18 protein-coding genes are annotated in these 23,580 nt (G+C 44.3%); 6 read left to right on the top strand and 12 right to left on the bottom strand.

Annotation, left to right across the window (positions count from 1 at the left end; all coding sequences use genetic code 11):
* Positions 1-14: 14 nt before the first annotated feature.
* The 4 genes from G6047_RS05890 to G6047_RS05875 form a co-directional block, all read right to left on the bottom strand.
* Positions 15-1,379: a phosphatidate cytidylyltransferase gene (locus G6047_RS05890; RefSeq protein WP_169526556.1), complete on the bottom strand. Its 1,365-nt coding sequence runs from the start codon at positions 1,377-1,379 to the stop codon at positions 15-17.
* On the bottom strand, positions 1,366-1,953 hold the full coding sequence (locus G6047_RS05885; protein ID WP_169526555.1) for a CDP-alcohol phosphatidyltransferase family protein: 588 nt from the start codon (positions 1,951-1,953) through the stop codon (positions 1,366-1,368). Before G6047_RS05885 ends, G6047_RS05890 begins: the two co-directional genes overlap by 14 nt.
* An 11-nt stretch (positions 1,954-1,964) precedes the next feature.
* Entirely contained in the window at positions 1,965-3,089 is a 1,125-nt protein-coding gene (locus tag G6047_RS05880) for a hydroxymethylglutaryl-CoA reductase (protein ID WP_169526554.1), read from the bottom strand.
* 147 nt (positions 3,090-3,236) lie between these two features.
* Positions 3,237-3,743, bottom strand: coding sequence for a hypothetical protein (locus G6047_RS05875; RefSeq protein ID WP_169526553.1), 507 nt, complete (start codon positions 3,741-3,743; stop codon positions 3,237-3,239).
* A 99-nt stretch (positions 3,744-3,842) separates the two neighbouring features.
* On the opposite strand from G6047_RS05875, the gene G6047_RS05870 reads away from it, so the two are divergent.
* Positions 3,843-4,799, top strand: coding sequence for a hypothetical protein (locus G6047_RS05870; protein WP_169526552.1), 957 nt, complete (start codon positions 3,843-3,845; stop codon positions 4,797-4,799).
* 3 nt (positions 4,800-4,802) lie between these two features.
* Here G6047_RS05870 and G6047_RS05865 read toward each other — a convergent pair whose 3' ends face one another.
* A complete protein-coding gene (locus G6047_RS05865; RefSeq protein WP_169526551.1) occupies positions 4,803-6,908 on the bottom strand; it encodes a DUF3857 domain-containing protein in 2,106 nt (701 codons plus the stop codon).
* 2 nt (positions 6,909-6,910) lie between these two features.
* On the bottom strand, positions 6,911-8,809 hold the full coding sequence (locus G6047_RS05860) for a transglutaminase-like domain-containing protein (protein WP_235946500.1): 1,899 nt from the start codon (positions 8,807-8,809) through the stop codon (positions 6,911-6,913).
* A gap of 152 nt (positions 8,810-8,961) precedes the next feature.
* Here G6047_RS05860 and G6047_RS05855 point away from each other — a divergent pair, with 152 nt between their 5' ends.
* From G6047_RS05855 to rpe, 5 genes are all read left to right on the top strand, one after another.
* A complete protein-coding gene (locus tag G6047_RS05855) occupies positions 8,962-9,825 on the top strand; it encodes a sigma-70 family RNA polymerase sigma factor (RefSeq protein WP_026707723.1) in 864 nt (287 codons plus the stop codon).
* A gap of 448 nt (positions 9,826-10,273) precedes the next feature.
* Entirely contained in the window at positions 10,274-11,377 is a 1,104-nt protein-coding gene (locus tag G6047_RS05850) for an acyltransferase family protein (protein WP_169526549.1), read from the top strand.
* A gap of 81 nt (positions 11,378-11,458) precedes the next feature.
* On the top strand, positions 11,459-12,364 hold the full coding sequence (locus G6047_RS05845) for a helix-turn-helix domain-containing protein (RefSeq protein WP_169526548.1): 906 nt from the start codon (positions 11,459-11,461) through the stop codon (positions 12,362-12,364).
* 80 nt (positions 12,365-12,444) lie between these two features.
* On the top strand, positions 12,445-13,203 hold the full coding sequence (locus G6047_RS05840) for an SDR family NAD(P)-dependent oxidoreductase (protein ID WP_169526547.1): 759 nt from the start codon (positions 12,445-12,447) through the stop codon (positions 13,201-13,203).
* A 258-nt stretch (positions 13,204-13,461) separates the two neighbouring features.
* Positions 13,462-14,121 carry a ribulose-phosphate 3-epimerase gene (rpe, locus tag G6047_RS05835; protein ID WP_169526546.1) on the top strand — a complete coding sequence of 220 codons (660 nt, stop codon included), beginning with the start codon at positions 13,462-13,464 and terminating at the stop codon, positions 14,119-14,121.
* Here rpe and G6047_RS05830 read toward each other — a convergent pair.
* The 6 genes from G6047_RS05830 to G6047_RS05805 form a co-directional block, all read right to left on the bottom strand.
* Positions 14,118-14,930, bottom strand: coding sequence for a zinc-dependent peptidase (locus tag G6047_RS05830; RefSeq protein ID WP_169526545.1), 813 nt, complete (start codon positions 14,928-14,930; stop codon positions 14,118-14,120). The genes rpe and G6047_RS05830 overlap by 4 nt on opposite strands.
* Before the next feature lie 84 nt (positions 14,931-15,014).
* Positions 15,015-16,268, bottom strand: coding sequence for a T9SS type A sorting domain-containing protein (locus tag G6047_RS05825; protein WP_169526544.1), 1,254 nt, complete (start codon positions 16,266-16,268; stop codon positions 15,015-15,017).
* A 41-nt stretch (positions 16,269-16,309) separates the two neighbouring features.
* Positions 16,310-17,689: an alpha-amylase family glycosyl hydrolase gene (locus G6047_RS05820; RefSeq protein WP_169526543.1), complete on the bottom strand. Its 1,380-nt coding sequence runs from the start codon at positions 17,687-17,689 to the stop codon at positions 16,310-16,312.
* 3 nt (positions 17,690-17,692) lie between these two features.
* Entirely contained in the window at positions 17,693-18,748 is a 1,056-nt protein-coding gene (locus tag G6047_RS05815) for a pullulanase X25 domain-containing protein (RefSeq protein WP_169526542.1), read from the bottom strand.
* 11 nt (positions 18,749-18,759) lie between these two features.
* Positions 18,760-20,265 carry a RagB/SusD family nutrient uptake outer membrane protein gene (locus G6047_RS05810; protein ID WP_169526541.1) on the bottom strand — a complete coding sequence of 502 codons (1,506 nt, stop codon included), beginning with the start codon at positions 20,263-20,265 and terminating at the stop codon, positions 18,760-18,762.
* Between the two features lie 10 nt (positions 20,266-20,275).
* Positions 20,276-23,539 (bottom strand): TonB-dependent receptor, encoded by a 3,264-nt coding sequence (locus G6047_RS05805; protein WP_169526540.1) that lies wholly within the window; start codon positions 23,537-23,539, stop codon positions 20,276-20,278.
* Positions 23,540-23,580: the final 41 nt, after the last annotated feature.

The following is a 23,580-nucleotide window of genomic DNA, read 5'->3' as shown; positions in this document are numbered from 1 at the left end:
GGTTTTTTGTTTTATTAACCAAATAATTGCATTACAGCAATCACGCTCAACGGAATCGAAACATTGTCATATCCGTTTTTGCTGAAAGCCTCGACCAGGGTTGCGACGATTGCGATTGCTACACATTTAGTAATTGCGTCGATTGAAAAATTGCCATCTGGAAAACAAACCGAAAGCATCAGAACAGCAAAGCAGCTTGCCAAAAACGCCGCAGAACCAACTATCGTTTTAAAGTCGTTTCCAATCTTATATTTCCCATAAGACCAACGTTTTCCGGCTAATGCAGCCAACGGGTCGCAAATAGCCAGAATCAAAACCGGGAGATAAAATTCCAAATAATCCTGATTCTTATAAAACAGCAGAAAGCATCCGAAAATGGAAACCGGAAATAAAATGCTTCCGCTGGATTTTCTGTCGATGGCATTTATTGACGGCAACAAATTGTATTTTTTACTTACAATCAACAGGAAAATAAAACTGAAGCAAAGTCCCAATACAGAAATCCAACTATCAAGAAAGAACGGAAAAGTCAAACAAGTCAACCCGGAAAAAATATGGACGAATTTGCGTGTGATTTCGGCTTTGACCTTAAAAGTTCGGTAGCCGATTTCGGCCACAAAAAACAGCAGTAGAAAAACCAGAATATAAGCGATGCAATTCCAGCTTTCGGCATCAGACCAGGGAGTAAGTCGCATCAGATACAATGCGGAAGCCGCAACGATCAAACTGTCGAACCTGTCGAGGATGCCGCCGTGTCCGGGAATTGTCTTACCGAAATCCTTGACGCCACTTTGTCTTTTGTAAAACGATGCGAGAAAATCACCGGCTATTGAAAACAATCCGATCAATAATCCCGAAACCAAAGCTTGTCGCAATTCGATTTGAAGCATTTGGCTCAGAATTATCGACGTGACGATTACCGATGCACATCCGCCGACCATACCTTCAAGCGTCTTGTTCGGACTGGTTTTGGGAAAGACTTTGGTGCGTCCGAAAAGCTGACCTGAAATTTGCGAATAGCCATCGAATGTAATAACGATCACGAACAGGAATTGCTGCCATTCAATAGCTGTCAAACTAAAAAAAGTCCAATAGCCAAAGGCAAAAATCCCGTATAAAAATAAGGCAACGACGAATGTTTTTATCGATTTACGAATGTTGATCAACTCATAAAATCCACCGAAAATGACAACCACGACAAACCATGCATAAGCACTTTTTGAAATGAGGAAAACCTGTCCGAAAACCAAGACAAGATAAGTCAAGAACTTGATCCATTGTTTTCTTTTTTCAGATGAATCTGCAACTTTCCGGCTGGCTTTGTGAACTCCGAATGCGCCAATTACGAACATCATGTTCAGGATACTATAAAGCGTCATGATCTTTGGTTTTTAAAACATGGAAAATGGTTTTGGCATTCGACCTTAGCTTTGACACAGAAAGCACTACAAGCAACACCTCAAAATCTGCCAGGCAACTCGCCACGACCATGAAATAGAAATAGACATTCCAGTATCCGAAGACGAAAAAAGTAAAGATGAAAATGCCCTGGATGTATCCGAGCGCTTTACTTGTGTACAGATGAAAACTCGTCGGACGATGAAATCTGACCAGTGAAATAAACTGCGGAACAAGATAAAATCCAAAGACAAGCAAAAAAGCAATCCGGTTTTCGATGACAAAATCGCGCTCGAAAATCCAGAAACCTGAAATGGAAAGCAGGAACGTCCCGATGTCGGCCAATGAATCCAATCGTGCCCCAATCTCCGTTGACATATTGAACGTACGGGCAATGAATCCGTCGAGTATATCGGTGATCAAATTGATGCAGATTAGGGTGATGAACAAACTTCGGTTGTGTGAAACCAACGTCCAGATGATTACCGGAACCATCAACAATCTGTAAAATGACAATGCGTTTGGGATGGTAAAAATGTTGTCTTTATTGGTCATGATTTCTGGCTTTACTGGTTGTTTTTCCTTCCGAATTTTTTGTGCGCTGATGAAAAATGCCCGGCCGACAATGCCGCCGCAATAGACAATTCACCGCCAAGAATCACAGCTCCGATAATCTCGGCAAACTTCACAGCTTTACCTTCTCCGTAACACTCCATAAGTTCAAGCGCTTGTTTTTGGGTTGGCAGACCCGTTCCGCCGCCGACCGTCCCGACGATTAGTCCGGGTAAAGTGACGCTTGCGTAAAGCGAACCGTCGGCCAGTATTTCCATTCTTGTGATCCCGATAGCCGATTCAGAGACACAGGCTACGTCTTGTCCGGTCGCGATGTACAAAGCCGCAAGTCCGTTGGCATAATGACCTTGTAAGCCAATTGCACCGCTTTGGACGACGCCGAGAGTTGACGAAACCCAATAATCGGCCATTGCTTTTGGGGTGGTTTTTAACGTATTTTCGACTACCGATTTTGGAAGGATGATTTCAGAAACCACTTTTTTTCCGCGCACATTTGAAAACGAGAGTGCCGTTGCTTTTTTATCGCCAGCATAATTGCCTTCGACAAACCAACGTTGCGGCTGAACCGGAGTATTTTCCAGTATATAATGACAGATGCTTTCCGTACAGAACGTTACCATATTCTGTCCCGATGCATCGCCGGTTGTAAATTCAAATGTGAGCGTGAGATGATTCCCTTCTATGTTGGAACGCAACTGGATCAACCTGGCAAACCGGCTTGATTGTGAAGTGATTTCCCTGAAGTTTTCCACCTGACCCAAAGCCCAGTCTGAAAACACAAGAACTTCCCGAAGGTTTGAAAACCGGAAAACCGGACAACGTTGGACGCCTTGGTTCACGCAGACAGAGGTTACGCCACCGGCTTCAAAACAGGCTTTTGCGCCACGATTATACGATGCTACCAATGCGCCTTCGGTCGTAGAAAGCGGAATCATGAATTCGCCATCTACTTGCGAACCGAGAACTTTTACCGGCCCGATGATACCTGTTGGAACCATAGCCATTCCAATAAAGTTTTCGATGTTGCCCTGAAGTGATCCGGCATCTATTCTATGATTTCCAAAAAGACCGTTTGGTTTTTCTGGTTTGGTTTTAAAAGGTGAGGTCTGTGTTTTCATTGTGTCTTTATTGTTTATAATACCTTATGGCAAAGCGGATGAGATTGATGATGACTTCCCGGATTATGATTCTTTTTGGCGGATCAGGCTCTGTCCTTGTCATGGCTCTTTTGTACAAGAACCAGTAAACTTTGGTGGCGAAACGGGTCATGGGAAAGCAGAGAATATATTTTGGTTGCGATAACCTGAACCGCCTGCCATAAGTAAAATCATGGCGGTGTGATCATGCATTTCGGTAACAACCAAAGATTTATCGGGACTGATGCTGAACCGATATCGGTCCACTTCCCTAACCCAGAAAAAAGGTGGAATTCCGGTATGATCCCGTCTGAAAAAAACCTGGAAATCCTTTTTGCGCATTTTGCCTTTATAAGTCTGTGTCCGGAATTGGTTCGTATTGATATCCCGATAGGAAACAATCATTTCGCTTTGACTGAAAACGACACAAACAGAATCGACATGGACAGAATCAATTTTGAGTATGTGCAGAAAATCGTCTGGACATTTTTGTGATAATTCGGAATAAGGTCTATAGCAAGCCTTATTGTTTATTGGAGCAGATAAATCCTTTCGCGCAACAGGATTCAGTGGAGCGCATGAATACATCGATGCCAAAGTCAGTGCGATAATACAGGTTTGAACTAGTTTCATCATGGATTGATTTAAATTGACAGTTCAAACGTATTGTGATTTTATCAAGACAAATTGCGAGAATAAGTTTTTAAAAAAGATATATTTGTGAAAATCGCAAATATGAATCCTCAGGATATTCTGTTGACAACAATCCGTAAAAAAATAAAATCAGGTTCCATAATAGATGCCGTGGCCGTGGCACTCGGAATAAGTTACGATGCGGCACACAGGCGCGTATCGTCTAAAAGCAAGTTTTCGATAGAAGAAGCCATGACGCTTTGCAGGCATTATAAAATTTCTGTCGACGCCATCCTGACAGGCGGAAATACGCTGGTTGTAGAAAAGACCAATGAGATTACGTCATTTGAAGAAATGGCCGATTATTTCCGTCAGTCGGCAGCGTATCTGGGAAGTTATTTAAAAGAGGAAGGCGTTTCACTCTATTATGCAGCTAAGGATTTACCCTTGTTCTACACCATTGGCGGAACATTGCTGTCCAAATTCAAGCTCTATGTCTGGATGGATCTACTCGGTGGCAAAGATGCAAAACCGTTCGAGGAATTCGTTTTTCCCGAAAACCTGATGCAGCACAATGCGAAAATCAGGTCGGTCTATGACAATGCATCGGTACATGAAATATGGAACGACACCACGATAAACAGCACACTCCAGCAGATTTTCTATTTCTTTGAATCGGGGCTGCTTTCGAGGAATTCAGCTGAATTATTATGTGACGACGTGGTTGCACTTCTGGCATCGGTCGAAAAAAAGTGCAGCGAACCCAATGGAAAATTCCAGTTGTATTACAACGAATTGGTCATCCTGAACAACAACGTGATACTGTCGTCAGAAGAAAAAATAACCATGTTCATTCCGTATACGGCTCTGGGTTATTTTATTACCGAAGATGAAAATACCACGATAAAAGCCCTCGATTACTTCCACAGGCAAATCAAGAACTCGAAATCGCTGAATCTTTCCGGCACGCGCGACCGCAAGATCTTTTTTAACAAAGCCTTGCGGAAAGTCGCGTTTTACCTGGATAAAATCCGGAATCCGTCTTCTGACGAAATATAAGAATCAGCCTTTTTTAAGCAGTACTTTTTCCTGGGTGAACTGATACGCCGCATCGAGGAAATCGATCATCTGAGCCCAATTCTTGTTCGGCTCAAAATAATTCGCATAGAATTTTTTGGTATGGATGACCAGTTTGTTGCCTTCCACTTTGGCCGTAGACGTGAATCCGCCTGTCGCGTTGACAACATTCTTATTGAATTTCTCAACTCCGGAAACCGAATAGCCGGCAGGGATTTCAAACGTGATATCATTTTCAAAACTGCGCGGAAACGGCATGTAGACATCGAGTTTTCGCTTTCGATCTTCTTCGGTAATCTCAAGTTGACCTGTGAGGATTTTGCCTAGTTCGACTACATAATTGTTTCCGGCTTTTTTGACAAGGTTGTTTTCCAAATCAAAGTTTTCATCATAAATAAAGGCTTCCTTGCTTCCGAAACGACCCGTATTTTTTACCGAATATTCATAATTCTCGATTTTGAGATCGAATTCCTCACCGATGGATTTCTTGAAAGACTCCATTTGTTTGTCCTTGAATTTATCGACCAAAGCCTGATATTCCTTTTTATACTGCGCCTGTTTGCGATCGCTGCGGACACGTTCGAGCACAGATTCTGTTCCGAATTTCTGGTAATCTTCGTTTACATAATCAAAGAAATACAGTCGGCTGCGCTGCTCATCTTCCTTGAGATGGCCGGAAAATGACGATTCACGCTTAACCTTCAATCCCGTGAAATCCTTGTCCATCGAAACTGTACTGTTGACGATAGATTTATTGTCTTCGGAAGTAGATGTGGGAAGTTTTACAGATTCCACATCAGTCACTTTTTTACGTTTAAGTACGTTGAGCATATAGCCGTCTGTGTTTTCCAGTTCCGATGGTATCTGGTCTGCATTCGTAAACGGCGTGAAAAACTGAAGGTAAACAGGCTCTGGAGTCGTATTGACCCGCAACATGACCTCAATGTTTGACGACAAGAGCAAATCTGACATCGGGCCGTTGAACCGACCTGTAGCCAACACAATGTCATAATCGATTTTATTGTCTTTTAAGAACGCCATGAAGTGATTGATGAACTCGCCTTCGCTGTCCATGAAAATGGGCTTCTTATACAATTCCCAAGGTTCGAAAATCTTGGCTTCACTAATGGCGAACGCCTCTACGTATTGGGTGTAATAATAATGTCTGGTGAAATAATAGACGGCACGGACTTTTTCGGCATCGTTGGCGAATGTCTTCTTTTTAAGGAAGTTCTCAATGTGGACCATATCGCCAAAAGGCCTGTAGCGTTCGCCATAAGCAAACATCATATCGTCTTTGGTGAGCACTTTTTTAACCCGGCCGTTTGCGACTTCCTTATCTGGTTTTCCATAAGGTTTGCTTCCGATCTGCCATTTATACGAAGGCAATACCACAAGCGGATACAGCCAACGCTCACGTCCGGCTTTCGGAAGGTTCGTGGCTTTGATCTCAAGCCTGCGGTCGCCTTTTCTGCCTGGAGGCAAGTCTGTAAATTCCGGTGCGCCGTTGTAGGAATTGAGGTTGATGTATAATTTTTTGTCAAGCTGAAGTTCTACCCGAAGAAACATCGTCGGGTAATAAGCATCGCTTAACGTGGCTTCTTTTGAATCGAAAATAGAGTTGACATCGGTTACCGTTGCATAGAAATAATAGTCGATGATATCTCCGGGCTCAAGGTTGGGAATGGCAATTTTGCGGTCGTCTTCGGTGGTTTTGGCTTCTTTTGCCGCGTCGATTTCGATTTCTTTACCATCTGGCTTGATGATCCGGATTCCGATCATATCATTGTCCATGTTGCGCTTTCGGTCTGAAAAACCTTTATATGACAATTCAGAAAAGTCCTTCACGGCAGCCGCATCCTGCAATTTGATACGACGGCGGAAACCGCTTTTGGGGTAAAACATGGGGTAATAGTAATAATTGTATTCGTAGATGATTACTGCCGATTCAGATTTCCATTCGTCCGGAACGTCCTTTACGGAAGCTTCAGGATCTTTGAGTCCCCAGAACATTTCCCGGACTTCCTCTTTGTCCTGGGCAAAAGCAGCGGTAAAGCACAGCAAAAGCAGCGCGGCAAATTTGTTTTTCATGGTTAGGATTTGGTCAACACGATTTGTTGTTTATAAATGGTATTCAGGTTGGTCAACAGGTCGTTCCAGGCCGTGATTTCTTTGATCGGGATGGTTCCGTTGGGAAATTCAAAGGCCTTTTTACACGTGATTTCGGTTGGGGTCTTGGTGAAATTGAGCGTCACCGAATAGTCTTTTCCTTTATAAGTGAGGCTGTCCGGAAGCTTGTCGACTTTGTATCCGGATGGGATTTCAAGGACGATGGAAGATTCGTAATTCGTCTTGTAATCAAACTGATAATCGGTCTTTCTTTCCTTGAGGAAAAAATTGCCGAATTCGCGAAGGAAATCCATATCGACATAAATCTCATCGTCAAATCCGGATACTTTGTTATCGAGCGTGACATCGTAATCGAGCTTAAGCTGCTGTTCGCGGTTGCTCATATCTGTCGTAACCAAATTGCTGACTTTGATGTTTTTATCGCGCTTTGACAGATAGTTCGACAAAGCGTCTTTTTGCTTATTGTTCTCAATCTGATTAAATCCATACAGGAATTCCATACAGCTTTCACCGGCGAACGTGCGTGAACATTTACCTTTGAGCGATTCTTTATCGATACTCATCCGGATAGCGAACGTTTCTTTATTCTTGGTATCGGAAGACGATGGGATTTTGTCGATGATGAATTTGTCGCCGTCTTCGATCATGACTTCCTTGTTCTGGATGCGTTCGGCGTATTGGCCAAACGGATTGAATTTTTCGGTTCCGTCGAGGTAATATTTCTTGCCTTTATAGATGAGCGCACAAATCATATGATTGTCCACGGCCAAAGACGGCAAGGTGTAATCATAGGCAATGTGTTTGGTTCCGATCCAGGCCAGACGCGCATCGAAACCCGCTACTTTGAGCATCTCCTTGATCAGGTTGGCCATGCCTTTACAATCTCCGTAACGCTTGGTGAATACCTTGTCTGCATCATCGGGCTTGAAACCGGCAATGCCGTCTTCGAATGCGATGTAACGGATGTTGTCCTGCACCCAATAATAGATGTTCTTGATTTTTTCTTCGTCAGTCTTGGCTTTTGCCGTCAGTTCATCGACTTTGGGCTTGAGCACCGATTCATTTGTTTTGGTCATATCGACAAGCGACTTGTACCATTTGTATAAATCTGCCGTGGAATTGAAAAGTGCCGCTTTCTGTCCGTCTTTATCGTATGATTTGGCTACGATGAGCAAATGTGGATACAGGTAACTTCTGCCAGGCGCATTTTCTTCTTTGAACGCGGCAGGGATATTTTTGAGCCGATAGGTATATTCTGTCGTTTTGCCTGATGGCGTCTTTTGTTTGACAATATCGTATCCGCCAAAGTTGAATTCACGTATGTCGACATCGAGCCAATCCGGAACAATAATCTTGATCGTTTTGTCTATGACCGGATATTCGTCTGTAAAATAAACCGAAGTAAAATACTTGACGTCGTCGTACTGTTTGTCCATCTCATACAGATAACTGTAACCCTGAACCGGGAAATCGACCGACATGTATTTCACACGTGCATCTACATAGAACAAATCCTTATCAGCATAGTATTCATCCTTGACAAAGAATTTTGCTTTTTTTCCGTTCCGATACTGTAGCTCAAAGTGATCGATGCGCGATTCGGTATTGTAAAATTCATACTTGTGGATGTCCGACCTGTAATTCAGGTTCATTAGTTTCTCACGGACTTTATTCAGGACGGTTACCTGCTTTTTGTCACTGTCGAAACCGAATTCGATGTTATCGGAACTTTCAAGAATGGCAATGTCATCTTTGGAATAGGTCTCACGCAGGTTTTTTGCAAGCGAAATATCTTCGGGCGTCGGATCAAAAGCTTTCTGCGCAGAAACACTGCAACAGAAAACTGCGATCGCTAAGGTCATCAGTCTCTTCATTTTATTTCGTGGAAATGCCCGCAAAATAAGAGAATGCCACACATCAAACAAGAGCTTGGGAAAAATATTTTTTGATTCTGTAACTTTTTTTGACCTCTTGCCGTACAAGCCCCGTATCTTCTAAAAAAGGAATCCCTTACATGAGACAATTAAAAATTACGAAGCAGGTAACCAACCGGGAAACTGCTTCACTGGACAAGTACCTTCAGGAAATTGGGAAAGTCGACCTTATCACCGCTGACGAAGAGGTGGAATTAGCACAAAAAATCAAAGCCGGAGACCAGAGAGCATTGGAAAAGCTTACAAAAGCCAACCTTCGTTTCGTGGTTTCGGTCGCAAAACAATACCAAAACCAGGGCTTGACCCTACCCGATTTGATCAACGAAGGAAACCTTGGCCTTATCAAGGCTGCACAACGTTTTGACGAGACCCGCGGTTTCAAATTCATTTCTTACGCCGTTTGGTGGATCCGTCAATCGATTCTTCAGGCTTTGGCAGAACAATCACGTATCGTTCGTTTACCATTGAACAAAATCGGGTCGATCAACAAGATCAACAAAATGTACGCTTTGCTGGAACAATCCAACGAGCGTCCGCCAAGTGCAGAGGAAATCGCGAAGGAACTTGACATGACTGTCAACGACGTAAAGGAATCGATGAAGAATTCCGGTCGTCACCTTTCGATGGATGCACCTCTTGTTGAAGGAGAAGATTCAAACCTTTACGATGTACTTCGTTCGGGTGAATCGCCGAATCCGGATCGTGAATTGATCCATGAATCATTGCGTACCGAAATCGAGCGTTCTTTGGAAACGTTAACCCCGCGTGAAGCAGATGTGGTTCGTTTATACTTCGGATTGGGCGACCAACACCCAATGACGCTTGAAGAAATAGGCGAGACTTTTGATCTGACACGTGAGCGCGTGCGTCAAATCAAGGAAAAGGCAATCCGCAGATTGAAGCATACGTCCCGCAGTAAAATCCTGAAAACCTATTTAGGATAAATGCAAACCGGCATATGTATTTTTTGCGTATGTTTGGAAATTGAAACTGATAATTATATTATTAATAATATAGTACCGCAACAACAGTCTGATTAACTGTTCGTTTTTTGATTGATGATTGAAACTCCGGCTGATTACCGGAGTTTTGTTTTTTAAGGAAACCAGCCAACGCGCCATCTGGCTCCTTCACTAAAAAAGTCCACTGGACTTTTTCTTAACGCTTGGCCCTGGTCAGTTCGCTTCGCTCGGGTATCCCGGAGTTTTGTTTTTTATGCGTCGCTTCGCTCCTTTTTGACACGAAGACTCTAAGGCACTAAGACACAAAGATTTTTTGTGTATAAAAATCGAATTACCGGAAACAATTCCATAACAACCATACGTCATATCTCCGTTCATAGCCCCGAATATTTACCTACTTTTGGGCCAAGGTTTATCCAATCGGACGTTTATGAACAAATCTGAGTATTTCAGCTCACTTACCGGAATCAGGGCAATAGCTGCCTATATGGTCTTTATACACCATATCCATCTTTTTAAAGGCACGCCGATTTTTGATTTCACTTACGAGTTCCATATTGGGGTTTCCATATTCTTTGTACTCAGTGGTTTTTTGATTACCTACAGATATTCCGACCTCAACAATTTCAACATGAAACAATACATGGTGAATCGAATCGCGCGGATATTCCCCGTTTATTTTTTGCTCACTTCGCTTACATTTTTAGCTTTCTATCTCAAAGGTTCCGAAAGCCTGACTACAATCACGTGGCTTTATCTGTCGAACATCACCTTTTTACGCGGATTCTTCGACAGTTTAAAATTCAGCGGAATCTCCCAAGGTTGGTCATTGACCGTCGAAGAAACGTTCTATCTTTTGGCTCCTTTGCTATTCTTCCTGATCAAAAAAAGCAAATCATACCTATATGCATTGCCGGTGCTGCTTTTGGCATTCGGGGCTTTATTGGTCGTCATTTTCTCGCGTATGGACTTTTTCGGGTTCTTCGGATCGTTTGAATTTATGCTGAGCTATACGTTTTTCGGACGCTGCATAGAATTTTTTGCGGGAATTGGCTTAGGCATTATTTATAAAAAGGGAACGTTCAAAAGTGCTTTCAATTATTTCACTTACTTAGGGATATTGGGCATTATTGTCTCCATATTCGGAATCAGTTTCGGAAGACATATGTACAATCAGGAAATCGGTTCTGTGATGCGGCGTGTTTTCCTTTTGGTCATTCTGCCTATTATTGGGGTGCTTCCCTTATTTTACGGATTGCTGACCGAAAAAACACCTGTATCGCGAGTACTCGGCAGCAAGCTTTTCATTTTGCTCGGAAAAAGTTCCTATGTATTTTACCTGATCCATATTGGCATCATCCAATCTTCAATAAACAAAATATCGGACAATCCGTTGTTTACATTTATCGTACTGAATTTGATTTCAATCGGGCTTTTCAAAATGTTCGAAGAACCGGTAAATAATTTTATCCGGGCAAAATATGCCGCCAGGATTTCTTCGGCCAAACTTAAAACAGCCGAACAAAATCATTAAAGCCTAACGATTTTCTTTCGGAACAACAACTTCAATCTTCATTTTTCGCAAAAGGTTTCTATCTTTGATTTTTGCAACAAAATGAAAGCAACGACAATTCCCGAATTTTACGCCGAATTACACCAACACCTGCCACAAGAGGTAAGCCGCGAGATTGGGCATTTCAATGTGTTCAATTATGAAGAAGTCTACAAAGGATGCAAAAACCAACAGATGCCTTACAACCGGCGTACGTATTACAAAATAAGCTTATTGCTGGAGCATAATGAGGCGCAATATGCTGACAAGACCATTGAAATTGACAATCCATCGCTGTTATTCGCCACACCTCACATCCCTTATAATTGGATCAGTAAGTGTGACCAACAGCGCGGATTTTTCTGTGTATTTACAGAAGATTTCATGGCGCCGGCCAAAATAGGAATCAGACTGGAAGACTTTACATTGTTTCAACCGGGTAATGTGCCGATTTTCAGACTTGAACCAGACCATATCGATTATCTGACAAATCTATTCCAAAAAATAAACACCGAACTTTCAGGTGATTATGCATTCAAATATGACCTGATTCGGAACTACGTGATGGAACTGATTCATTTTGGACAGAAACTCCAACCGGCAACAGCACTTTATCCGAAACACAATGCCACTTCACGCATTACGTCGCTTTTCATTGAGCTTCTGGAACGGCAATTTCCAATCGAGAACAAACAACAGCGTCCAAACCTGCGAACCGCGAGTCATTTTGCCGATCAATTGGCCGTACACGTCAATCATTTGAATAAAGTACTCAAAGAAACCACGGGCCTGACCACAAGCAATTTGGTAAGCAAACGTTTTTTGCAGGAAGCCAAGATTTTGCTCAAACAGACAGATTGGTCGGTTTCTGAAATCTCGGACAGCCTGGGCTTTGAGGAAATCGCCCACTTTTCTAATTTTTTCCGAAAACAGGAAGGCCTTTCCCCTCTTGCTTTTCGCGACATTTGATTTTCGCAAATTCCCGATTGACGGTTGCAAACACGGTCATGTGATATGACCGTAATTTTGTCTCATAAAATTTTAAAATCATGAGCAACAAAATTGCATTGGTCACCGGCGGAAGCCGCGGCCTCGGAAAAAATATGGCACTTCAATTAGCTGCAAAAGGCCTGGATGTTGTCATAACCTATAACAGCCGCAAAGATGAGGCGGAAGAAGTGGTAAAAGCCATCCAATCTGTCGGTCAAAAAGCTGCTGCCATCCAACTCGACGCATCTAAATCTGGTGTTTACGATGATTTCTACAACAGATTGAAGCCTGTGCTCAAGGAAACGTTCGGAACTTCAACATTCGATTACCTGGTCAACAATGCCGGTTTCGGAATCCACAAATCCATAGAAGAAACTACAGAAGAAGACTTTGTCCAATTGACGCACATCCATTTGATGGCGCCATTTTTCCTGTCGCAAAAAGCACTTCCGCTTTTGAATGACAATGGCGGAATCGTGAATATTTCTTCAGGTCTTGCACGGTTCTCTTTCCCTGGTTACGCAGCGTATGGTGCATTGAAAGGGGGCGTGGAAACATTGACCCGTTATCTGGCGAAAGAATTCGGAGGTCGTGGCATTCGCGCCAACGTAGTAGCTCCTGGCGCTATTGAGACTGATTTTGGCGGAGCAGCCGTACGGAACAATCCGGAACTCAAACAACAACTGGCTTCATTGACAGCTTTGGGGCGTGTTGGACAAGCCGATGATCTTGGAGGCGTTGTCGCTTTCCTTTGTTCAGATGATTCCAAATGGGTCAACGGGCAACGCATTGAAGTTGCAGGCGGGATTTTTCTGTAATGGGCACGGAGATGGTCATCTCGAAGATTTAGTCCATCTTCAATAAATTAAAAAGTCAAGCTCTTTACACATTCTCAGGCATATAATTGCCAAAATGTGTAGAGAGCTTGATTTATTTATGGATTACTTTTCCCAGTTCAGGTTATCCTTAAAGAAATTTGTATACCTATTGCTTATTATTTATTGTTATTGCGTATTGATTACTGTCGATTATCTATCCTCTCCGTTTACTTATCTTTGCCATACAACTCATCTACAATGAAAAACCCAATCGTAGCTCCGTCTGTCCTTGCAGCCGATTTCGCCAATCTGCAACGCGATATTGAAATGATAAACGAAAGCCAGGCCGACTGGTTCCATGTCGACATTATGGACGGCGTTTTTGTTCCGAATATCTCTTTTGGGATGCCTGTACTCGAAGCGATTTCGAAGCATGCAAAAAAAACGATCGATGTTCATTTGATGATTGTAGATCCGGATCGATACATCAAGACGTTTGCAGATTTGGGCGCCAACAGGCTGACCGTCCACTACGAAGCCTGCGTTCACTTACACCGTACGCTTCAGGTAATAAAAGCCGAAGGAATGAAAACCGGTGTCGCTTTGAATCCGCACACGCCGGTTTCGCTTTTAGAAGATTCGATCATGGATATTGATTTGGTTTGCCTGATGAGTGTCAATCCGGGTTTTGGCGGACAATCATTCATTGAACATACCTACACGAAAATCGCCAAATTAAAAGAAATCATTTCCCGAAACGGTGCCCCGACACTTATTGAAATTGACGGTGGTGTGAACAGCGGAAACGCAAAGAAACTGCTTGATGCCGGAGCCGATGTACTGGTAGCCGGAAACTTTGTGTTCCGTTCTGAAAACCCAGCCGAAACCATTGCTTTGCTAAAAGCCGTAACGGTTTAATTGCGGTAGTTGAGCATCTTTGAAATGCTTGTGAATAGTTGCGGAAATCGTCTTTGGAATTCATCGGGCGTTTCAAAGAAATGTTCGAGTACTACGGCAAGGAATTCGAATTGGTCGGTGTAAGCGTATTCCCGCAGATAGCCGGATTCGCGTAAGGCGCGGTTGTTATTCGGATGCATCACTTCACGCATGCACTCTTTGTAAAGTTTGGCAAAAACCAAGGCACTGATATCGGCACTTCGCGTTCCGTGAAAATGCATCACATGGGCAAATTCATGGATTCCGAGATTGAGATTGTCGTTCGATGCATCTTCTCCTGAAACAAAATCGGCCCATGAAAAAACCACAGCTTTCATCCGCGGATTGAATTCGCCTTTATGCAGGTTTCCTGTAGCTGATGACTCGTAAACTTCCGGAAAAATAACGATGCGTTCAAAAACTTTAGTCAGGTAATTACGCCATCCGAATGACATCATGATATAGGCATGAGCCACACGGATACGAACCTCATCGGTCACTTCAAAACCCTCTTTTCCAATAAATTCATAATTGTCCAGGAAACGGGCTATACGGTGTTCGAAATACTGTTTTCGATTGTCGTCAAGTCGTCTGTAAAAAGCAGAATGTTCATGCAGAAAAGACTGGTCGCTTAAAGCCAGGCGTTTTTTTACCGGATAGAAATGGACATAAAACGGCCGGTCGAAAAATCCGGCGTAAACGGTTTCCAACTTCAGGATAATGATACTGAAGAAAAAAAGGACGAACGCCAAAAATACCAACAGTACGAAAACGATGGCCAGGATTTCCATATAGCTGCAAATATAACTGACCAAAAACAAAAATCCCCGTCCGGATTACTCTGAACGGGGATTTTATTTAAATGAAAGATATTCTTATTGCTTAACGACTTTTATGATTTTTGAACCCGTAGCAGTAGAAACATTCGCAAAGTACATTCCTGTTGAAAGACCTGACGCATCGATTGCAGCTTCAGATGTATTCGGATGCATTTCCATGACCACTTTTCCTGAGAAATCTGTCACGCGAATTTTTTCAATTGTCTGCCCGTTGGCCGAAACATTCCAGTTGTTGCGGGTTGGATTTGGATAAGCCTTTACGTCAGATTGCTGGAATTGCTCCAAGCCAAGAAGCGCAAAAGTGTAAACACCTGTCTGGCGGTTGAAAGCCAGGCTGTAATTCCCTGCAACATCTGGATTGATATCGCCACCACTTTGAGTTCCAATTCCCGATGGAAATTCAGGAGTCGTACTTGCGCCCCATTGTACAGTCCAAGCGTTGTCTGCGCGAAATTTAAAGGCATTTCCACCCGCAGTCAATGCAATGCTTGTCAGATAATAATTTACGCCATCGTCTGTATCCAAAACCAGTGGATCAATCTCTCCGGGCGTGTTCAGCGGCCATCCCGCAGTGGTAGCATTCCCTACAATGGCAATTGTTGGAAACGTAAAGGTGTAGGCCAATGTCTGTAAATTAAATGTGACATTATAGTTGGCTTCTACAGCTATGCTAACCGCAGTCTGCGCATCAAGAACGGCAGTTCCCACCAGGTCAGCCGAATTTTCCGGGCCCCAGTTTGTCGTAGCGCTCCAGGTATGGTTTTGGCGCCATTTAACAGCTGCAGGATATAAATGTACACCGTTGGCGCTGTAATGGATACCATCTGTCGTACCCAAATCAAAATCGGCATCGAATACGTCTGTACCACTAACTGCTGTTCCGACCAGGCTGATTGTTGGATAGATATTTGAGATAGTAAAACTGTAAGCCAGAGTAGTACTGTTAAATGTAACATTGTAAATACCTACAGGCAAAGCGAGATTTGTTCCGCTATTGGAAACCGCCGTGCCAGTCAAAGGACTGAAACCTCCCGGATTTCCTGCTGATCCCCAGTTGTGATCCCATGTGTAATCGGCACGGAATTTAAAGGATCCATTCCCGACCACCAGGTTTTCAAGTGTCCAGTTAATACCGTCCGTGCTTGTCATTTGATTGATATCTTCGGTTGTCGGATAACCCGGAGAATCTGGCCAACCACCAACTCCATCGCCGGTAATGCCCATTTTAGTGTATTGCGCATTGCCCAGCGACATTGCGAACAAACAAATCAGTAAAGTAATTTTTTTCATGTTAGAGATAATTAAGTGAATTGGTTAAAGATAATGAAATTTTATAGCGAATAAAATATACGATATTCATTAGGAGCCAAAATTATCTGAGAAGCGAGCGCAACAGCTTGTCCCGTAAATGCATCGTTCCAACCAACGTTTGAAAGATTCGCAGGAAAAATGTAATTTGATTGTGCATTTGTCATATTAGCAAGCACAAGTACCTCATTCCCATCTTTTTTCATGGTGAATGCAGTTACCGATGCGGAACTGTAACCGGTATAATTTCCTCTTTTCACAGCATCACTCGAATTACGGAACGCAATGATCTTTTTGTATTCGGCAAGCACAGATGCATCACCCGAATTCCAGTCAATAGGAACCGCCGACATAAAATCGATTCGTTGGTTATAGCCCACTTCCTGTCCGTTATAAATCATCGGGACAGATTTCATCGTGGAAGCCACGGCAAAAGCAGCCATAGATCCATCGCGTCCGTGAAAAAGCTCATATGGCGTGCCGTCGCTCCAGTTCACGTCGTGGTTTGTCGTATAGCGGACAATTCGGTTTTCCTCGTTGTAATTATTGCCGTATTCAAGTGCATTTGCGTCCTGAAGAGAAGTCGCAGGCTTGTTCTCGGAATACACTTTTTCAAGCGCACTGAAGAATCCGAAACCGAACGTGTAATCGAACCCGGCATAAAAATGATTGACACGTGTTCCTTCGGCCAGCATCAAAATATCTTGGTTTTTGATCGACCGCAATTGCGGGATCGCTTCAGACCAAAAACTCTGCTGGACAAAATCGGCGGCATCACAACGAAAGCCATCGATGTTTGCATTGTATACCCAATAAGACATAGCATCTATCATGGCCTTACGCATTTCCAGGTTGTTATAATCCAATTGAGCGACATCGAGCCAATTCGTTCCAGCCGGATGCTGGATAACCCCGTTTTCATTCCGGACATAATATTCCGGATGTTCGGTGATCCAGTTATTGTCCATAGCCGTGTGGTTCGCGACCCAATCGAGAATGACTGCCATTCCCATTTCGTGTGCCTCCGACACCAACGCACGCAAATCTTCAAGAGTCCCGAATGAAGGATTGACGGCTTTGTAATCTTTAACGGCATAAGGCGAACCCAGTTCACCCACGGCATCAAGTTCACCAACCGGATAAATCGGCATCAGGTAAACCACGTTGGCACCGAGCTCCTTTATTTTCGTCAGGCCGTCACGAACTCCATTGAGATTTCCCTGCGGACTGTAAGACCGGATGTTGACCTGATAAATAATCGCATCCTGTTTTTTTGGCATTGCCGTAAAAGCGGAACCGTATTGTTCGTAAGGCGAAGGTGCAGCTGTATTGTCATCGGAATTACAGGCCCAAAGGCTCATCCCGATAAATAAGGCGATGGAAATTCTATATATCTTTTTCATTTTTTACTGTAGTGTTACGGTGTAGGCTGCCGATGGTGGAACGGTTGCATCCGGCATATCCAGGGTTACTATATACGTTCCGGCGACATCTATGGTATGTGCGCCCGGATTATCGAGGAAGACGACGAAGTCCGTGCTGTTGTTCGGGCCGTAGTTGATCGTCCACGAATCATTGAGACGGAACTTCAAAGCACCGGGAACCAATGCGCCGGTAAATTTCCAGATGTGGTTTTGGTAATCCCAGACCATATCGGTATCGGTATTCCATTGTCCCACGGTTGAAGTTCCGATTACCCCCCATGAATACGGAACGGCCGTGTAACTCATGGTATTGAGATTCAGCGTAATCTGATATGTTCCGGCAGCAGGCACATGAAGGTTGTTTATGCCGGGCGATGTGAGATTGCCGTTCGCATCACCTCCGTAAGGCTGATCCCAGTTTGGCCCTGTCGTAAATTTGAATTCCAATTGGCCCGCAGGAAAAGTCAGGAAACCTTGATAAACGCCGGAGCTTATTGCAGCAAGTGTAGCAGCAGTTGCCGGTTGCCAGTTCTGATATTGCCCGGGAACATACACTTGGCCGAAAGCAATCGGTTCGGTAAAAGGAACTACTAGAATTGTGGTTGCAGATGAAAACACGCTTCTGTCCATGTACGCTTCCACACGTACCACAAGTTCTCCCTGAACATCAGAAACGAGTCCGAGCGTATGAGCCATATTGTTTATTTCATCACCTAGGAACGATTTGCTTAACACATCTTCACCTGCATCCAGGGTGATTGCATTTTCCCAGGCATTGTCTCCGATGGTATCGGTAGCTACATCAAACTGGATTTTGTAGGTGACAGGCGCATCTATCGGAAATTGGACATGCGGCCACGAAACGGTAACAATGTTCTGGTATTGATTGTCCGAAGTTATTGCCAGAGTATTCGGGGTGGCAATGACAGGTTCCTCAAAACTTACTTTTGCCAAGGTAGTCAGCTCGGCATCATCGCACGACACTCCCAAAAAAGCAATGGCTGCGATAACCATTATTTTATTCAGATACTTCTTCATGATCTATAGAATTAATAACCTGGATTTTGTTGAAGGTTGGGGTTTGTATCCAATGCATCGGTAGGAATCGGGAATACGTTATGGTTATCCGGGGAAGCCGCGCGGAACTGGTTGGCATTGAGGAATGTCCCAAACCGGATCATGTCCTGACGGCGATGGGCTTCCCAGTTCAATTCGAACCCTCTCTCGTTGTAAATATCCATCAGTGATGGATCTGAAGCCAAAACAGCCATTCCGGCACGCTGGCGGACTTGGTCTACGAATGGTTTTGCAGTTGAGGCATTTCCTAACCTGAGATTGCATTCGGCTTTCATCAGCAAAATATCGGCATAGCGGTAAATCGGGAAGTCGTTTGACGCACCACCACCATTCAACGGCAAGGCCGGATAGAATTTCACATCGCGCACACCGGCCATCGGCGCTGCTCCCGGGTTGTCCAGGCTTCCTACCTCAAGCGTATAATTGACGCCTCCACCCTGGTCGCCAACAAGAAATTGCTTTTTGCGGATGTCACCATCTGCAAACGACTCATAAAACGGCGAAGGGACAATGGTTCCGTTCCAGCCGCTGTAACCAAAAAGCGCCTGACCGTGAGGGCCGTAAAGGCTGCGGAGTGCATAGACGTTTCTCGATACGATATCAACCGTTGAAAACATCGCCAATATTGTTTCATCTTCGGGCAGCATATCCCCGAACAACTCATAATAGCTGTTCCCAAGCGGGCTTCCGGCGTTAGTATTCGCCGGATGCAATGAAAATCCACCCGTAGAGATCACGTCACAGGCGGCAAGGCAATCCTGCCAGTGTGCCGTTCCGGTATATACTTCGGCGTTCAGGTATACTTTTGCCAATAGTGCATAACCAGCCCATCTGTTGAACCTTCCATAGTATTCGCCGCCTTTTGTAGAAGAAAGCAAATCGATGTTTTCTGTAAGCTCACTGACAATGAAATCATAGACTTCAGTTCTTGAAGCTTGGGGGATCTGATCTGCAGGTATGCCGTTTTCGGTATAAAAAGGAACGCTTCCGAAATCGTCTATGAGCATATAGTAGAAAAAAGCACGCAGCACTTTGGCCTCAGCGATCTTTGCAGGATCTGCATTTGCATTTTCAAGCAAACCTACAGCGCGGTTGGCCTGATAGATTGACTTATAGAGCCAGTTCCATGTATTGGTCAGGATAAAATCAGACGGCAGCCATTCATGTTTGTATAATCTCGCGAAATCCAATTGCCAGTCACCCGTAGTCCGGTGTGGAATGACCTGTTCGTCTGCTGTCATGCAATTAAGATCATACCATCCGTTATCGGCTCCGGCATAACCTACTCCGTTCCAGTTTCCGGCAACCTGGGAATACACCGCCGCGAGTGCTGCGTTTGCTCCTTCTTCTGTTCCGTAGAAGGTTTCCTCGATATATTGGTCATAGACGTTTTCGTCTACATTCGTGCAACCCGCCATTGCCATCAGGGCAAGACTGGCCAGCAAGATGTTCTTTTTCAGTTTTAGTATTCTTTTCATTTTCAATTTTTTATCTGATTTTCAAATTCAGTCCTAATGCCACCGTGCGTGTCCGCGGATAGATTCCATTATCGTTCCCGCCTCCTTGTGAGCCGCTGAAATTGAGTTCCGGATCAAGTCCTTTGTATTTTGTGAACAATGCAAGATTGTTGGTTACCAGCGTAATTCGCAATGCTTCGAGATATTTGAAATCGCCAAAGTTGATATTGTATCCGAAAGTCATGTTCTCAAGACGAATAAAAGAACCATCCTCAAGCCAGTAATCTGAAGAATATGGAGACGTATAAATGCGATCCTGCGCTGCGCTTTGCAACAGATTCGATTTACCGATATTTTCCTCGTAACTCAAGGTCGCCCGGAGCCCGTTGTAAATTTTATTTCCACCCGACCCTCTCCACAACATAGAGAAGTCAACGTTTTTGTACTGGATCGTAGGGTTGAAGGAAAAAGTATAAGTCGGCAAAACAGAGCCTTTAAAGAATTTGTCGGGGCTGTCATTTCCCTGATCGATGATAGGCCCGCTTCCGTCTGCGTCGAGAACCGTTTCTTTTCCATTGTCATCCACTCCGGTATGGTGCAGGATGTTGAACGTGCCCAGCGGCTGGCCTTCTATCAAATAAGAGTTGAGACCCCAGCTTACATAATCTGTATTCAGGGCCAAGCCATTTACGGTGGCGTCGAGCGAAAGAATTTTGTTCTTAAGCAGCGACATGTTTCCGGCGAGCGTCACACGGGTATTTTCTGTCTTGACGATATCGTACGCCAGGGCGAGTTCCAGGCCTTTGTTTTCCATGCTTCCGCCATTCGTCTTCAAAAACTGATATTCGAACTGGTTCACGGACACTTCATAGGTCAACAGCAAATCGTCCGTCCTGGATCTGTACACATCGAACGAACCACGGAATCTGTTATCGAACATGGCAAAATCAAATCCCAGGTTGGTTTGTTTTTTCACTTCCCATTTCAAATCCGGATTCGGATTCTGGTTGCGTCCGAAATTGAGTATCGGCTCGCCACCAAAATACGTTTGTCCATAAGGCCCCACCAATCCAATCGAATTCAACGGGGTCAGGCCCTGTTGGTTTCCGGTTTCTCCATAGCCTCCACGGATCTTGAATTCATTGATGAATTTTACGTCCTTCATAAACGATTCGTTATGCACTTGCCAGGCAACGGATGCCGCCGGAAAATTTCCCCATTTGTGGTTCGCCCCGAAAACGGTAGATCCGTCTCGTCTTAAACTGGCTGTCAGTAGGTATCGGTCACCAAAACCGTAATTCACACGGCCGAGGAACGAAATGGCACGGCGGTCGTTTTTATAAGAAGCCACATCGCCAGGAAGCGAAGCCGAAGCATCGCCCAACTGCAACGCATGGTAAGCCGTAAGGTCATTTATAAAACCGCGTGCCTGGGCATACGTTCCGGTATACACCTGGCTTTGCCATTCGTAAAGCCCCAACAGGTTGACAGTATGTCTCCCGAAATTTTTTGTATAGGTAAGGCTCATGTCCATAAGCCTTTCGTTCTGCTTGCGGTTCCAGACGTTTGCAAAACCTTTTTGGTTGATGGCATTTGCATCTGTAGATTCGACAGGAATATAAAAACCTTCCATGCTGTTCGTCTTTCTCCAGCTTCCGAACCAGCTCGCCGTAAGCCCGGGCAACAAATCAAGTTCGGCCTTGAGGCTTCCAAGGAAGTTGTCGTTTTCGCCTTCGCCAATCGTGGTTTCGGCAACGGCGTATGGATTCAGGTATTGGAATAAATTAGGATCTGTAAAATAAGTCCCGTCTGTATTAAATACGGGATCTGTCGGTCGCATGACGTAAGCCTGGGAAATCAGGTTCGACGTAAATGCCGCACGCCCGATGGTTTGTACCATACGATTAGTATTACTGATTCCGCTGTTCATGTTGAACGTCAACCGCAATTTATCATCAAGTCCTTTTTGGGTCGCCTGGAAAGTCCCGATATATCGCTTATTGTTTGAATTGATCACTATTCCCTCCTGAAGTATTGCTGTTATGGCGGCACGATAACTGAATTTATCCGTTCCGCCTCCGAACGACAGGTTATAATTCTGGGTATAGCCATTTTGCGTCATGATATCGTACCAATCCGTATTCGCACCGTGGTTGGCCGAAGCAGGTACCCCAACCCGTTGTGCTTCGGCCCACCATTCGTCGGCATTCATCATATCTAATTTTTTGGGTATCTGATCGAAAGATCCAGTCGCATTGAATTCTATAGTCGTCTTTCCGGCTTTGCCTTTTTTCAGTGTCACGATGAGTACTCCCGGAGCGCCTCTGGATCCGTAAATCGCAGTTGCCGAAGCATCTTTGAGTACATCGATGGAAGCGATTTCGCTTGGAGGTATCGTATTCAAAAAGTCAAGGTCGCCCTGAATCCCATCGACAACAACCAACGGATCGGCCCCACCTATAAGCGATGAAACTCCGCGAATCCTTATGCTTGGCCGGGTTCCCGGTTCGCTTCCTGTCTGGGTCACCGAAACACCGGGTAATTTTCCGGCAATAAGCTGAAGCGGATCTGTAATAGCGCCTTTGTTCATGTCTTTTTCCTGGATGGAGCCTATGGCGCCGGTGACGTCCCTGCGCTTTGCCGTTCCATAACCAACCACCACGACTTCATTCAATGAATTGACTTCGGCCTTCAGTTTAATGACAGGCGGTTGCTGTCCAGCCGTAAACGAGAAGTTTTCGTATCCGATAAATGTTACGACTACGATGGAACTTTCAGTTTCTACGGTCAGCTCGAAATTCCCGTCAAGATCTGTCATGGCAGATGCTTTGGTCTTTTGGTCCATGACGGTCGCGCCCGGTAACGGCACTCCGTTTTCATCGACAATCTTTCCTTTTATCGGATAAGGCAACATGGACCAGCCGGAATTGACCGGAACATCGATTTTTTTGAGGATAATCTGATTGTCGCTGATCTTGAAGCTCGTGCCGGTTCCGCTGAACAGTTGGGACAGCACAAAATCGACCGGTTTTTCCTTTACGCTTATGGATACTGTCCGCGCTAAATCGATATCGTTGACATTATAAATAAAACGAAAGTCGGTGGTTTGCTGGATGCGTTCGATCACCTTTTCAATGGCGACATTATTCACATTCAGCGTTACACGGTTTTTCTGGGCGTAGGTGCTGGCCTGCAGGTTGAACATACAAGTCAGCAATAATAGTGTGGTTAGTTTCACTTTGAGATCAATGTGGAAGAACGGCCTTGACCGCCGTTTCTCTGATTTTTTTTCCATAAATTCGTTGGGTTGATTGGATTGGATTCTGGTTCAATCGA

Source organism: Flavobacterium silvaticum (assembly GCF_012911565.1).
GTDB lineage: Bacteria > Bacteroidota > Bacteroidia > Flavobacteriales > Flavobacteriaceae > Flavobacterium > Flavobacterium silvaticum.
This window is presented reverse-complemented; position numbering and strand designations above follow the sequence as displayed.

Bases quoted from the DNA above. Each gene is read 5' to 3' on its own strand.
- G6047_RS05890 (WP_169526556.1), bottom strand. From the start codon at position 1,379: ATGACGCTTTATAGTATCCTGAACATGATGTTCGTAATTGGCGCATTC.
- G6047_RS05885 (WP_169526555.1), bottom strand. From the start codon at position 1,953: ATGACCAATAAAGACAACATTTTTACCATCCCAAACGCATTGTCATTT.
- G6047_RS05880 (WP_169526554.1), bottom strand. From the start codon at position 3,089: ATGAAAACACAGACCTCACCTTTTAAAACCAAACCAGAAAAACCAAAC.
- G6047_RS05875 (WP_169526553.1), bottom strand. From the start codon at position 3,743: ATGATGAAACTAGTTCAAACCTGTATTATCGCACTGACTTTGGCATCG.
- G6047_RS05870 (WP_169526552.1), top strand. From the start codon at position 3,843: ATGAATCCTCAGGATATTCTGTTGACAACAATCCGTAAAAAAATAAAA.
- G6047_RS05865 (WP_169526551.1), bottom strand. From the start codon at position 6,908: ATGAAAAACAAATTTGCCGCGCTGCTTTTGCTGTGCTTTACCGCTGCT.
- G6047_RS05860 (WP_235946500.1), bottom strand. From the start codon at position 8,809: ATGACCTTAGCGATCGCAGTTTTCTGTTGCAGTGTTTCTGCGCAGAAA.
- G6047_RS05855 (WP_026707723.1), top strand. From the start codon at position 8,962: ATGAGACAATTAAAAATTACGAAGCAGGTAACCAACCGGGAAACTGCT.
- G6047_RS05850 (WP_169526549.1), top strand. From the start codon at position 10,274: ATGAACAAATCTGAGTATTTCAGCTCACTTACCGGAATCAGGGCAATA.
- G6047_RS05845 (WP_169526548.1), top strand. From the start codon at position 11,459: ATGAAAGCAACGACAATTCCCGAATTTTACGCCGAATTACACCAACAC.
- G6047_RS05840 (WP_169526547.1), top strand. From the start codon at position 12,445: ATGAGCAACAAAATTGCATTGGTCACCGGCGGAAGCCGCGGCCTCGGA.
- rpe (WP_169526546.1), top strand. From the start codon at position 13,462: ATGAAAAACCCAATCGTAGCTCCGTCTGTCCTTGCAGCCGATTTCGCC.
- G6047_RS05830 (WP_169526545.1), bottom strand. From the start codon at position 14,930: ATGGAAATCCTGGCCATCGTTTTCGTACTGTTGGTATTTTTGGCGTTC.
- G6047_RS05825 (WP_169526544.1), bottom strand. From the start codon at position 16,268: ATGAAAAAAATTACTTTACTGATTTGTTTGTTCGCAATGTCGCTGGGC.
- G6047_RS05820 (WP_169526543.1), bottom strand. From the start codon at position 17,689: ATGAAAAAGATATATAGAATTTCCATCGCCTTATTTATCGGGATGAGC.
- G6047_RS05815 (WP_169526542.1), bottom strand. From the start codon at position 18,748: ATGAAGAAGTATCTGAATAAAATAATGGTTATCGCAGCCATTGCTTTT.
- G6047_RS05810 (WP_169526541.1), bottom strand. From the start codon at position 20,265: ATGAAAAGAATACTAAAACTGAAAAAGAACATCTTGCTGGCCAGTCTT.
- G6047_RS05805 (WP_169526540.1), bottom strand. From the start codon at position 23,539: ATGGAAAAAAAATCAGAGAAACGGCGGTCAAGGCCGTTCTTCCACATT.